Here is a 13006-nt window from a genome sequence, read left to right as displayed (position 1 = left end):
AGTTATCCCCTCTAAATATTAGTTGTACTTGTTTTCTAGCTTGTTGAATTCTTCCCCATCGATAAATTCTTCTAGTGCTGAAACACTGTTGTCAATTGCTTGGTTTAATCCTGGTTTTTGGTCGTCTGTAAAGTGACCTAATACATAGTTAACGACGCTTTCCTTGGTTGGGTGGTCTGTTCCCACCTTTATACGGTTAAACTTGTCGGTGCCTAAATGAGCAATTAAACTCTTAATTCCATTGTGGCCACCGGCTGATCCATGGTTTCTCAATCTTATTTTACCGATTGGTAAATCCATATCATCATATATTACTATTAAATCACTTAAATCTAACTTAAAGAACTTCATTAAAGGTCCAACTGAACGACCTGATTCGTTCATAAATGTTAGTGGTTCAACTAGCATAACCTTCTCCCCGTTAATGTTAGTTGATCCAATCTTTGCTTCCATCTTTTGTGTTGATAGTTCAACGCCATGCTTGTCGGCAAACTCATCTACTACCATAAAACCAGTGTTGTGTCTGGTTTCCTTATATTGTGGTCCAACGTTTCCTAATCCCACAATCATCTTCATAAAAAATCCGCTCCTTTTTTCGCTCAATTAATATGTAAATTATATCATAGTATGCAATTCGATATTTATCCCGTCGCTTATAGAAATATAGAAAACTATTCGTTTTTTTAGCGCTTTGTAATTACTAATTTCCAAATTAATGATATAATTCAGATGTAGATTTAAATATGTTTTTGAAGGGATGATTATTGTGGCTTTAAAACATCAAAAAGTTGTTTTAGTTGGTGACGGTGCCGTTGGTTCTTCATACGCATTTGCTATGATGCAACAAGGACTAGGCGAAGAATTCGTCATCGTTGATATTATTAGAGATCGTATCGAAGGAGACGCACTTGACTTAGAAGATGCTCAAGTATTTACTGCTCCTAAGAACATTTACGCTGGTGATTACAGTGACTGTGCAGATGCTGACTTAGTTGTTATCACTGCCGGTGCACCTCAAAAACCAGGTGAAACTAGACTAGATCTAGTTGGAAAGAATCTAAAGATTCTTTCATCAATCGTTCCTGAAGTTGTTAAGTCAGGATTTAAGGGTATTTTCTTAGTTGCTGCTAACCCAGTTGACATCTTAACTTACGGTGTTCAAAAACTTTCAGGTTGGCCAAAGGAAAAGGTTGTAGGTTCAGGTACTTCATTGGACACTACTCGTTTCCAAGTTGCTGTTGCTAAGAAGTTAGGTGTTAACCCTGCTGACATTAACGCATACATCATGGGTGAACATGGTGATTCAGAATTTGCTGCTATTGACGAAGCAACTGTTGGTTCACGTCCTCTATTAGACGTAGCTAAAGATGCTGGCGTAAGCAAAGATGACTTACTACAATTAGAAGATGAAACTAGAAACAAGGCATACACAATCATCAACAAGAAAGGTGCTACTTTCTACGGTGTTGCAACTGCCCTAATGAGAATTTCACGTGCTATCTTACGTGACGAAAACTCAGTACTACCTGTTGGTGCTCCAGTTAACGGTGAATATGGTTTAAGCGATATCTACATCGGTACTCCAGCTGTTGTTAACGCATCAGGTATTAAGCAAGTTATCGAAGTTCCTCTAAGCGATGAAGAAAAAGCTAAGATGGAAGCTTCAGGTAAGACCTTAAAGGAAACTGCCGAAAAAGGTATGGAAGCTTTAAAATAATCGATTAACTTGATTAGATATTAAGTCGAGGTGCACTTTGCTCCCCGGCTTTTTATTTTGGGCAATTGTTGATTTATCGCCACAAAGTCATCAATTTATGTTAAAATTAGATTATGAGAAAAATTCTAATAATTAAAAAGGAGGTTATGTTATGCTATTGAAGTCATTGGTTAAACCTAAAGGCAGTTTAGTTACCGTTTCAGAAAACGTTTCATTAGAACAAGCTCTTGAAACGTTGGAAGAATCTGGTTACAGATGTATTCCTATCTTAGACGAAACTGGAACAATCTTTAGAGGTAACATCTACAAGATGCATATCTACCGTCACAAAGCTAACGGTGGTGATATGTCTCAACCTGTTACCACATTATTAAAGAATGCCACTAAGTTCATCAATGTTAATTCAGCCTTCTTCCACATTTTCTTTTCGATTAAGGATTTACCTTATATCGCTGTATTGGATGATAATAATCGTTTCTACGGTATCTTGACCCACACCCGTTTATTGGACATGCTTTCACAATCATGGAACGTAAACGTTGGCAGCTATGTTCTTACAGTTCTAGCTCCTGGTAACCGTGGTGATCTAGAATCAATGTCTAGAATCATCACTAAGTACACCGCAATCGCCAGTGTTATCAGTTTAGACGGTCAAGAAGGTGAATTGGTACATAGAGTTATGTTCACCCTTCCCGAAGAGGTAGATAAGAAATTGTTAAAACGAATCACTGCTGCGTTAGAACGTAAAGGTTTTAAGATTGCAGAGATTGAAGATTTAGCGGACGAGAAATAACATTATCGAAACAAAAAAGGATGCGAATTAAATTCGCATCCTTTTTTTATGTATGTTTTACTGTACACCAATACTTAATTTCAATGACTCGTCCACTCGTTTCATAAACTTATCACTTAAGTGATCTACTCGATCATGTAATCGTTGTTTATCAATTGTTCTAATTTGTTCTAATAGGATAACTGAATCTTTTTCGATTCGGGTCTTATCAGCACTAATAGCTACGTGAGTAGGCATCTTTGGCTTTGAAATTCTAGCAGTAATTGCGGCAACAATCACGGTAGGACTGTAGTGATTCCCGATATTGTTTTGGATGATTAATACCGGTCTCATTCCACCCTGTTCGGAACCAACAACTGGTGATAGGTCAGCATAAAAAACGTCGCCACGTTTAATTTCAACGTTAGCCATTCTAACATCCCCTATCTATAATGAATTCATCTGAATTCTAAAACGTAATGTGATGCACACTTGAGGTTTCACAAAAAGTGAACTCCTTTGAAATAGCACGATTAATATCGGTCATCTCAGTGTACCCAGCAATTAAATTCTGGACTATCAAATAATCGTTAAAACATGGATTAACCACAATCCTAGTATGTGTATCAATTGAAACATTCATTCTAGGATGTGATATTTTTGCTTCGTTACTTGATGTAGCTGTGCTTAGAAGTGAATAAACATATCGATTCTTAGATTGCATTGATTAATCCTCTTAAAACGGGTTATTCTACCACAATGCGTGGTAGTCTATCAGTGAGTAAGCAAGCCACTTCATAATGAATTGTATCACAATATGACGCAATGTCTTGTAAAGTAATCTTTTCTTTACCGTCTTGACCCACAATTGTAACTTTTGTGCCCGGCTTCACTGGTTCGTCTAGTTTAATCATTAATTGATCCATGCAAACTCTACCAACGATTGGGCAGAACTTGCCGTTCACTAATAGTGAGAAGCCTTGTAATGCACGCACGATTCCATCGGCATAACCAACTGGAACTGTGGCAATCCATTCAGGTTCCTTGGATGTGTACGTCGCGCCATATCCAACTGAACGGCCTGCATCAATTTTCTTACAGTAGACAACTTCTGTTGTTAAACTAAGTGCTGGTTTTAATTCGTATGGTAGGTCTAGTTCCCCACCAGATGGATTTAAACCGTATCCAGCAACACCAAATCTAATCATGTTGCAGTTAAACTCACTATGCCACAAGCTAGTAGCTGAATTAGACACATGTATATACTTTGGTAATGTATCTATAACAGAAATTAAATCATTAAATCGTTCAACTTGCAAATCAAAATACTTTACGTTATGTGTATCAGCGGTTGAGAAGTGTGTAAAGATTCCTTCAAAGTTCAAGTTATCCGATTGATTCAAGAAAGCAACCGCTTCTTTAAGTGAATCTTTGTCTTGAAAACCAATTCTCCCCATTCCAGTATCCAAACCGATATGAACATTTAGCTTTGGTAGATCTTTTTGAGCTAATTGTTCATCGGCTGCTCTCAACCAATCAATGGATGAGACAGTGGCCGAAATGTTTCTTTCTGCCATTAATGATGCATGTTCTACATCGGTGATTCCTAACACTAGGATGGGTTCGTCAAAACCAGCATCCCTTAGTTGTAATGCTTCATCTAAAATGGCTACACAAAAACCATCGGCGCCGGCCTTCTTCGCTTCGTGTGCTACTGCGACCGCCCCGTGGCCATATCCATTGGCCTTTACGACCATGAATAAGTATTCGTTATTTTTTAAACGTTTCTTTTCGTTACTAATATTATGATATAAAGCACTCTTACTAATTAGTATTTGTGCATTTCTATGAGTTCCTACTACCATATTAATCTTTCCTCCAATTAATAATGGGCATTTCCTTTTATTGTAGTTCTTTATGTAAAAAAAAGCTATTGACAAATTTTCATATCAACAGCTTTTTTGTTATTAATCTTTGTTTTTAATTGTGAATGACTTGTTTGGGCGTTTGTGGTTTGATGAACGGTTACCCTTCTTGTGATCATCTCGGTGGTTGCCACCGCCATTACCATTGTAACGACGACGGTTGCCGCCACCATTTCTGTTACCACCACGTTTGAAACCGCCACGACGGTTGCCACCACCACGGTGATATCCACCACCATGACCGCGCTTATTCTTGTTAGGAAGTGGCTTTTCAGCAGTGATGTGAACCTTAACTTGGTTTCTAGTCATCTTGCTTAATAGCACTGATACTAATTCCTTAGCATCGTATTTTTCTAACAATTCGTCAGAAGCTTCTGAGAATGGTTCCATCTTAGTCTTTTCGATTAATGAACCAATTTCCTTAGTGGCTACTTCTAGTTGACCCTTCAATGCTTCATCAGCTGAAGGTGGCTTAAGAGGTAACATTCTAACCTTAGTTAGCTTTTCAATATCTCTTAAGTAACTAGTTTCGTTTGGTTCAACAAAAGTCATTGAAACACCATGACGTCCAGCACGACCGGTACGACCAATTCTGTGAACGTAACTTTCTGAATCTTGAGGAATATCGTAGTTGTATACGTGAGTAACACTTGAGATATCAATACCTCTAGCAGCAACGTCGGTTGCAACTAAAACGTCAACCTTGTCATGCTTGAAGTCCTTCATGATTTGTGAACGACGGTTTTGAGTTAAGTCACCATGAATTCCTGCTGCACGGTATCCGCGTAGTAGAAGTCCCTTAGAAACTTCGTCAACACGACGTTTAGTACGACAGAATACGATAGTTACCTTAGGTGCTTGGATATCAAAGAATCTAGTCATGATATCAAACTTTTCAAATTGTTTTACTCTGATGTAGTATTGATCAACTAAATCAGTAGTTAATTCTTTAGCCTTGATAGTAACTTGTTGAGGGTCCTTCATGAATTGAACACCAACACGTTTGATTTGTGGTGGCATAGTTGCAGAGAATAACAATGTTTGTCTTTCTTCTGGAACTTGTTTTACGATGCTTTCAATATCATCTAGGAATCCCATGTCCAACATGTCATCGGCTTCATCTAGAACCAATGTCTTAACATGGTCTAATTTTAATGTACGTCTGTTGATATGATCCAATAAACGTCCAGGAGTACCCACAACAACTTGTGGTTTACGCTTTAAGCTTTGGATTTGTCTTCTGATGTCAGAACCACCAAAAACCGATACAGCCTTAACGCCCTTTTCTTTTCCGAAACGACTAATTTCGCCTTGAGTTTGAATAGCTAGTTCACGAGTTGGTGAAATAACTAAAGCTTGCACGTTTGGATTGTCTAAATCAACGTGTTCAATAATAGGAAGAGCAAAAGCAGCTGTCTTACCTGTACCTGTTTGTGCTTGTCCTAAAACATCCTTACCTTGTAGGGATAAAGGAATTGTTTCTGCTTGGATTGGAGTGGCTTCCTTAAAACCCTTGTCTTCAATCGCTTTTAATAGATCTTCTGAAAGACCTAATTCTCTAAACTTCAAATATGTTTCCTCCTAAACGAAACATTCAATATAATACCGTCATTAGCTAAGGAAGAGTCCGTTCCCGTTAATGCGCTAATCACTTGATTATAAAAATTCCGTGTTCTAAAAAATGTAACTAGACTAATATAACCCTTTTGGGTCAAATTAGCAAATGAATTACCTATATTAATTTGTTAGTTTATCTAATAGTTTTTCTAAATGAATTCCGTGACTAGCTTTCAATAGTACTTGGTCGCCTTCATAAATTTCAGCATTTAATTGATCGTATAAATCATCCAATTGGTCGGACTTAAAGTAGAAAAGGTTTTCTGATGGATAAACTGAGCTTAACTTGTCGTACAAGTACTTCATATCAGGACCAATTAAGTACACACTTTGCACTTCTTTTGGATCTAATACTTCGGCTAATGATTCGTGTAATTGAATTGATTGATCACCTAATTCCAACATGTCACCTAAAACGGCAATTTTACGGCCATCAATCTTTTCTTGAGTAAATGCGTTCACTACTTCTTTAACAGCAGTAGGATTTGAATTATAAACGTCTGAAAGGATCATTTCGTGTTTACTTCCTTCAATCCATTCAGTACGGTTATTAGTCAAATTAACATTCAATAATGCCTTTTGAATGTTTTCTTCTCTAATTCTGTAAAGGTCACCAATGGTAATGGCTACCAATGCGTTGTTAACATTGTATTCACCAATCATTGGAATCTTGAATTCAACATCTGAATACTTATTAACCTTAAATGTGGTTTGTACTTCTGTTCCAGCAATATCGTAAGCATAAAAATCATCATCTTTATTCAAACCAAAAGTGCGTTTGAATGGTAGTGATTCGCTGCGACTTGCTAATAGTGGTTCGTCACCGTTATAAACGAAAATACCATCTTCCTTTAATCCGTTGACGATTTCCATCTTGGCATCAGCAATCTTATCACGAGTACCAAAGAATTCAATGTGAGCTTCACCAATCATTGTGATGGCTGCAACGTCTGGTTCAACTAAGTGACTCAAGAAATCTAGTTGCCCCGGACGATCCATGCCCATTTCAACAACCAATACTTCGGTGTTTGGTTCCATATCTAAAATGGTCATTGGCACACCAATTTCGTTGTTGAAATTGGCATGAGTCTTAGTGACGTTGAATTGAGTGGATAATACTGAAGCCACCATATCCTTGGTAGTAGTCTTTCCATTACTTCCAGTAATTGCGACAACCTTAGGATTAATTTTAGCCAAGTAGTATTGGCTTAATCTTTGTAGTGCTTCTAATGTATTATCTACAACGATAATTGGAAAATCTGTTGGATCATTTTCGTGGTCTTTTTGGCAGAAAGTTGCTACGGCACCATTATCAATTGCACTTTGAATGTAGTCGTGACCATCGTTTTGACTAACAAGTGGCACAAATAGTGCCCCGTCTGTTAGTTCCCTGCTATCAAAAGCAACACTAGTAATATCAATATCTTCATATTCGCTAATATCATTTTGCGCAGAAACAGCACGAGCAACTTCTGTAAGTGACATTTTCATATCTAATAAATCTCCATTTCATCAGTTCGATAAGTGTTACACATATTATAACATGAAACGAGAAATTATTTTAAACCCGTTTTGCCAATCCATTATGAGACAATCCTTTGTTTTTAATGAGGTCTTATAAAAACTATTAACTAATTGTCAAAACACTGTTAATATGTTTAATGGATAATAATTAATGGGGACGTGACTACTTTGAAAAAAGTCTTATTTGTGTGCCATGGAAACGTTTGTCGTTCTGCAATGGCTCAGGCCATTTTTAGCAAGATCGTAAAAGAGCGTGGATTGGAAAATGAAATCGCGGTTGATTCTGCTGCGACAAGTACCGAAGAAATCGGTAATCCGCCACACCCAGAAGTTCGTAAATTGTTGGACCAAAAGCAAATTAGCTATGCAGGTCAACATTCAAGACAAATCGAATCATCTGATTTCCAAAAATATGATTTAATCATTGGAATGGATTACGAAAACATGAACAACCTGCTTCACTGGGCTCCTAAGGACCAAGCCCACAAGATTCATCTTTGCTTAGATGTTATCGATGGAATGCAGGGTAAAGAAATCGCAGATCCTTGGTATACCGGTAACTTTGATTTAACCTTTAATCAAATTAACGAAGCGATGCCAAAATGGATTGACTATGTGTTAAATATGTAAAAAAAAAAAGACATATCCGAAACGGATATGTCTTTTTTTATCTTTACTTGAAACCGTATTTCTTGTTGAAACGATCCACAGCACCATCGGCTTGAGTGAACTTTTCACGGCCAGTGTAGAATGGATGAGAATCTGAAGAAATTTCAAGACGTACTAATGGGTATTCATTACCATCATCCATAGTGATAGTTTCAGCTGAGTTCATAGTTGAACCAGCCATGAATTTAAAACCAGTACTTGTATCTTGGAATACCACTTGGTGGTATTCTGGATGAATTCCTTGTTTCATTATAAATCGCTCCTTTGCCCTGTATCATATGTTGATTCAGAGATTATCGTTTAGTCGACTTGATTATAGTAACACTAAATAGAAGTTAATTCAACACGAAAATTAACTTTCGTCGTTAACTAATTCAACGACAGCATTTAGATTAGTTAGCTTATCAATGATGTTGTCATAGCCTCGTAAAATGTTGTCTGCATTATCAATCACAGTGGTTCCTTGTGCCATTAAACCAGCAATCATTTCTGATGCTCCGGCACGGATTTCCCCCGCTTCAATCTTTGAACCAACAAGTGCGTCAGTATGACTTACGATGATGGTACCGTTACCTTCATCGTATCTAATCTTGGCACCCATCTTCTTTAGTTCTGAGATGTGCTTGGTTCTCTTTGGATAAATAGTGTCAATGATTGTACTATCACCAGCGGCCATTAGTAGTAGTGGCGTAATTGGTTGTTGTAAATCAGTGGCAAATCCTGGATATGGCATTGTCTTAATTTCGATGTTCTTAAGTTCTTCAGTCTTTGGAACGTAGATACTATCTTCATTAATTTGTAGATCAATACCCATCTCTTGTAACTTAGCAATGAATGATTCCAAATGTTCTGGAATCACGTTTTGAATTTTCACACCGTCACCGTAGGCTGCAGCCATGGATAGGTATGTACCTGCTTCGATTCTGTCAGGGATAATGATGTGAGTGTTCTTGGCACGAAGTGATTCAACCCCTTCGATTCTAATCACATCTGTACCAGCTCCCCTAATCTTGGCACCCATGTTATTCAAGAATGTAACGACATCAATAATTTCTGGTTCCTTGGCAGCATTTCTGATGACAGTTGAACCCTTGGCTTTAACGGCAGCTAAAATAGCATTGATGGTTGCCCCCACTGACACAACATCTAAAAAGATTTGTGCTCCGTGTAAACCATCTTCGTCGGTTGTGATGATGATTTCATCCCCATCATTTTCAACCTTTGCCCCCATTGCTTCGAAAGCCTTGATGTGTTGGTCAATTGGTCTAGGACCGATGTTATCTCCACCAGGGAAAGTAATCTTAGCACGACCAAAGCGTCCTAATAGTGCTCCCATGAAGTAGTATGATGCTCTTAAACTTTTAATTGCCTTACTTGGTAAGGCACTTTCATTTATTGTTGTTGGGTCGACGTTTAATATTCCATCGGCAAAATCTGATGAGACATTCATTGATTCCAAAATCACCATTAGATTGTGTACATCTAAGATGTTTGGCACCATGTCGAATTGCACTGGTGTGTCGGCTAGAATAGCTGCTGGAATTAATGCAACAGTACTATTTTTAGCTCCACCAATGGTCACATTACCAGATAAACGATGGCCGCCCTTTATTATCATTTTATTCATTGTTTAAATTCCTCGCTTACAGTTTCACTAAATAATAGTGAACAATAACAATATTAAATAATAAATATTAAAAATACAATAGTTTAGGCTAAATTAAACATACATTTAATAAAATCAACAAAAAAGGCCGGAAAATTTCCTGGCCTTTTCTGTAAAACATATTATTTGTTGTTTTCTTCATGTTGTTCGTGTGCAGCTGCAACGAATGCCTTGAATAATCCTTCAGGTCTAGTTGGACGTGATAGGAATTCTGGGTGGTATTGAGCAGCAACGAAGAACTTGTTAGTAGGAATTTCAACAACTTCTACCAAGTGATCATCTGGAGAAGTACCGGCAATAACTAGACCGTGAGCTTCCATTTCTTCTCTGTATTCGTTGTTGTATTCGTAACGGTGTCTGTGACGTTCTGAAATTTCAGCTTTGTTACCGTAAGCTGCAGCAGTTACAGTACCAGGTTTTAGCTTACATGGGTAAGAACCTAGACGTTGAGTACCACCCATACCATCGATATCAGCTTGGTCAGCCATTAAGTCAATGATCTTGTGTGGAGTCTCTGGGTCAATTTCAGTAGTGTTAGCATCTTTGTAACCTAATACATCACGAGCAAATTCGATACTTGCAATTTGCATACCTAAACATACACCTAGGTAAGGCACGTCGTTTTCACGAGCGTACTTAACTGCAGTAATCATACCTTCGATACCACGGTCACCGAAACCACCAGGAACGATAATACCGTCAGCATCGCCAAGTAATTCTTCAACGTTATCTTCAGTAACTAGTTCTGAATTTAACATCTTTAGGTTAATCTTTGCATCAACTGGGTAACCAGCATGACGTAATGATTCAGTAATTGAAATGTAAGCATCCTTTAGTTTTACGTATTTACCAACTAAAGTAATGTTAACAACATTCTTTAAGTTTTGTACTTTTTGTTCTAGTGCCTTCCATTCAGTCATGTCAGCCTTAGGAGCATCAATACCAAAGTGGTCAACAACTTGTTGATCCATACCTTGAGCTTCTAGCATCAATGGAACAGTGTAAAGTGTTGGAGCATCTTTTGATTCAACAACAGCTTCTGGCTTAACGTCACAGAATAGAGCAATCTTTCTCTTCATTGCATCAGTGACGTCTTGTTCAGTTCTAACAACTAATAGGTTTGGTTGGATACCTAAACCACGTAGTTCTTTAACTGAGTGTTGTGTTGGCTTAGTCTTCATTTCGCCAGCAGCACGTAAGTAAGGAATTAAAGTGGTGTGGATGTAGAATACATTTTCATCCCCTACTTCGCTCTTCATTTGACGAATAGCTTCTAGGAATGGTAGTGATTCGATATCACCAACAGTACCACCAATTTCAGTAATTACGATATCAGCGTTTGATACCTTAGCTGCACGCATGATTTTTTCTTTAATCATACCAGTGATATGAGGAATAACTTGAACAGTTGCACCCAAGTAGTCACCGCGGCGTTCTTTTCTCAATACTTCTGAATAAATTTTACCAGTAGTTACATTTGAGTATTTATTTAAGTCATTATCAATGAAACGTTCATAGTGACCTAAATCAAGGTCAGTTTCAGTACCATCATTAGTAACAAACACTTCACCGTGTTGGTATGGGCTCATAGTACCTGGGTCGACGTTAACGTATGGATCAAACTTTTGAATAGTAATGTTGATTCCACGGTTTTTTAATAAACGTCCTAGTGATGCAGAAACAATTCCTTTTCCTAGTGAAGAAACAACCCCACCAGTAACAAAAACATATTTAGTCATGTAAAAAAACTCCTCATAAAATCTATTAGGGTAAAAATTAAAAACTCCCTATTCATTGAGAATAGGGAGTCATTGATTACTATAATCGATCAATTGTCCTTACAAACTCTTTTGTAAGGAGCCCAAAAATAATATTACATTGTTCTAGGTTTATAGTCAAGAAATATAATTATTATTTCTAGGAAAAATTAATCTTTAGAATCATCGTCGATGTCATCGTCATCATCGTGTAATTCTGACAATTCGCCTTCGATACCATCAGGGATGTTATCGTCGTCAACATCGTTCTCTTCGTCAATTTCATCTAAATCTTTGTGATACTTGTCGGTTTCGTCGACACCTTCATCGGCATCTTCAAATTCGTCGTCTTGGTCTTCTGGATCATCATCATCGTAATCGATAACATCATCATCATCAGAAGCATCAGCTAAGAATGCGTTAACCTTACGACGCTTTTTCTTTCTAGGACGATCGATATCTTCGTCTTCAGGATGAACTGTAGCTTCATCGATTGAATCATATGGATACCAAGTTCTTAGTCCCCAAAGATTATCACCTAAAGAAATAAAACTACCATCAACGTTCATATCTGTGTAGAACTGTACCAATCGTTTACGAATTTCTTCATCAGAATCACCCAAGTATTTTTGGATTTCGTTGGCGATATCAGCAAAGGCCATTACTTCCCCACGTTCAGAAAGAATTGCGTGAGCAACTTCGACCATTGATAATTCTTTTTTGTCTTTACCTTCTAAGGCTTGTAATTTCAAATCGGTGCACGTCCTTTCAAAATACTATTAATATCATACCTTTTTAAGCAGAAAATTGCAATGTAAGATTGTATTCTCCTACAATCATTCCGCCAGAATGTAATTCATAGTCAATCCCAAGCTTACCATTCATTATATCTTCATTATAATCGTAGTTTAACTCTTTTGTTTTGACCAAAATTTTTATTGGACCATACTCAGTTTGGTAAATTGTGTCGTGATCTTTGTTTTCATCAAAAATCATTCTAGAGTGATGTCCACCATTGGCTTGGCGAGTTAATTGAACATGTTCATCGGTAATTTTCAAAGTAACGTTTGCTACTGCTTGATTATCTTGATGTTCGGTGAAGCGAAGGTATAGTCCGTTGTTCATTTGAACCAGGCTACCCACTTCTTCAAATATAAAGTCTTCGCGCTCTGCATCTTGGAAAATAGTTGTCTTTAAGTTCACAACAACCTTTTGAGCATTTTCATTTTTATCCATCACACTGACTCACCTTCCCTCATTTCATATATCACAAACTAATATTATATACGGACATGTCCATAAATGCATTAATTAATGGTCGGAAAATTAATTATTTCATTTAAAACTTTGTTATAATAA

The 13006-nt window shown here is 37.4% G+C and carries 13 protein-coding genes; 3 read left to right on the top strand and 10 right to left on the bottom strand.

What is annotated here, in order from left to right; genetic code table 11:
- Positions 1–18: 18 nt before the first annotated feature.
- Entirely contained in the window at positions 19–576 is a 558-nt protein-coding gene (gene pth, locus RZ55_RS01490; RefSeq protein ID WP_034532481.1) for an aminoacyl-tRNA hydrolase, read from the bottom strand.
- Positions 577–766: 190 nt separating this feature from the next.
- On the opposite strand from pth, the gene RZ55_RS01485 reads away from it, so the two are divergent.
- Both RZ55_RS01485 and cbpA read left to right on the top strand, forming a co-directional pair.
- The gene (locus tag RZ55_RS01485; protein WP_034532480.1) at positions 767–1717 is read left to right on the top strand and encodes an L-lactate dehydrogenase; all 951 of its coding nucleotides are present in this window, start codon (positions 767–769) and stop codon (positions 1715–1717) included.
- Between the two features lie 151 nt (positions 1718–1868).
- Complete coding sequence (cbpA, locus tag RZ55_RS01480; RefSeq protein ID WP_053792474.1) at positions 1869–2510, top strand: cyclic di-AMP binding protein CbpA; 642 nt, start codon at positions 1869–1871, stop codon at positions 2508–2510.
- Between the two features lie 57 nt (positions 2511–2567).
- Here the strand turns inward: cbpA and RZ55_RS01475 are convergent, their stop codons facing one another.
- The 4 genes from RZ55_RS01475 to RZ55_RS01455 all read right to left on the bottom strand — a co-directional run bounded on the left by RZ55_RS01475 (position 2568) and on the right by RZ55_RS01455 (position 7522).
- Positions 2568–2921, bottom strand: coding sequence for a type II toxin-antitoxin system PemK/MazF family toxin (locus RZ55_RS01475; RefSeq protein WP_034532478.1), 354 nt, complete (start codon positions 2919–2921; stop codon positions 2568–2570).
- 314 nt (positions 2922–3235) lie between these two features.
- Positions 3236–4354 (bottom strand): alanine racemase, encoded by a 1119-nt coding sequence (gene alr / locus RZ55_RS01465; protein ID WP_053792472.1) that lies wholly within the window; start codon positions 4352–4354, stop codon positions 3236–3238.
- Positions 4355–4456: 102 nt separating this feature from the next.
- Positions 4457–5983, bottom strand: coding sequence for a DEAD/DEAH box helicase (locus RZ55_RS01460; protein WP_034532475.1), 1527 nt, complete (start codon positions 5981–5983; stop codon positions 4457–4459).
- A 168-nt stretch (positions 5984–6151) separates the two neighbouring features.
- Positions 6152–7522, bottom strand: coding sequence for a UDP-N-acetylmuramoyl-tripeptide--D-alanyl-D-alanine ligase (locus RZ55_RS01455; protein ID WP_057175588.1), 1371 nt, complete (start codon positions 7520–7522; stop codon positions 6152–6154).
- 201 nt (positions 7523–7723) lie between these two features.
- On the opposite strand from RZ55_RS01455, the gene RZ55_RS01450 reads away from it, so the two are divergent.
- Positions 7724–8185 carry a low molecular weight protein-tyrosine-phosphatase gene (locus RZ55_RS01450; protein WP_053792470.1) on the top strand — a complete coding sequence of 154 codons (462 nt, stop codon included), beginning with the start codon at positions 7724–7726 and terminating at the stop codon, positions 8183–8185.
- Between the two features lie 43 nt (positions 8186–8228).
- Here RZ55_RS01450 and RZ55_RS01445 read toward each other — a convergent pair whose 3' ends face one another.
- The 5 genes from RZ55_RS01445 to RZ55_RS01425 all read right to left on the bottom strand — a co-directional run bounded on the left by RZ55_RS01445 (position 8229) and on the right by RZ55_RS01425 (position 12883).
- The gene (locus RZ55_RS01445) at positions 8229–8474 is read right to left on the bottom strand and encodes a type B 50S ribosomal protein L31 (RefSeq protein ID WP_034534394.1); all 246 of its coding nucleotides are present in this window, start codon (positions 8472–8474) and stop codon (positions 8229–8231) included.
- Positions 8475–8576: 102 nt separating this feature from the next.
- Positions 8577–9851 carry a UDP-N-acetylglucosamine 1-carboxyvinyltransferase gene (locus RZ55_RS01440; RefSeq protein ID WP_034532472.1) on the bottom strand — a complete coding sequence of 425 codons (1275 nt, stop codon included), beginning with the start codon at positions 9849–9851 and terminating at the stop codon, positions 8577–8579.
- A gap of 161 nt (positions 9852–10012) precedes the next feature.
- Positions 10013–11629 (bottom strand): CTP synthase, encoded by a 1617-nt coding sequence (locus RZ55_RS01435; protein ID WP_057175587.1) that lies wholly within the window; start codon positions 11627–11629, stop codon positions 10013–10015.
- A gap of 188 nt (positions 11630–11817) precedes the next feature.
- Positions 11818–12354, bottom strand: coding sequence for a DNA-directed RNA polymerase subunit delta (gene rpoE / locus RZ55_RS01430; RefSeq protein WP_373301492.1), 537 nt, complete (start codon positions 12352–12354; stop codon positions 11818–11820).
- Positions 12355–12442: 88 nt separating this feature from the next.
- On the bottom strand, positions 12443–12883 hold the full coding sequence (locus RZ55_RS01425; RefSeq protein ID WP_051592206.1) for a DUF1934 domain-containing protein: 441 nt from the start codon (positions 12881–12883) through the stop codon (positions 12443–12445).
- Positions 12884–13006 lie beyond the last annotated feature (123 nt).

The organism is Apilactobacillus kunkeei (assembly GCF_001421115.1).
GTDB lineage: Bacteria > Bacillota > Bacilli > Lactobacillales > Lactobacillaceae > Apilactobacillus > Apilactobacillus kunkeei_F.
This window is presented reverse-complemented; position numbering and strand designations above follow the sequence as displayed.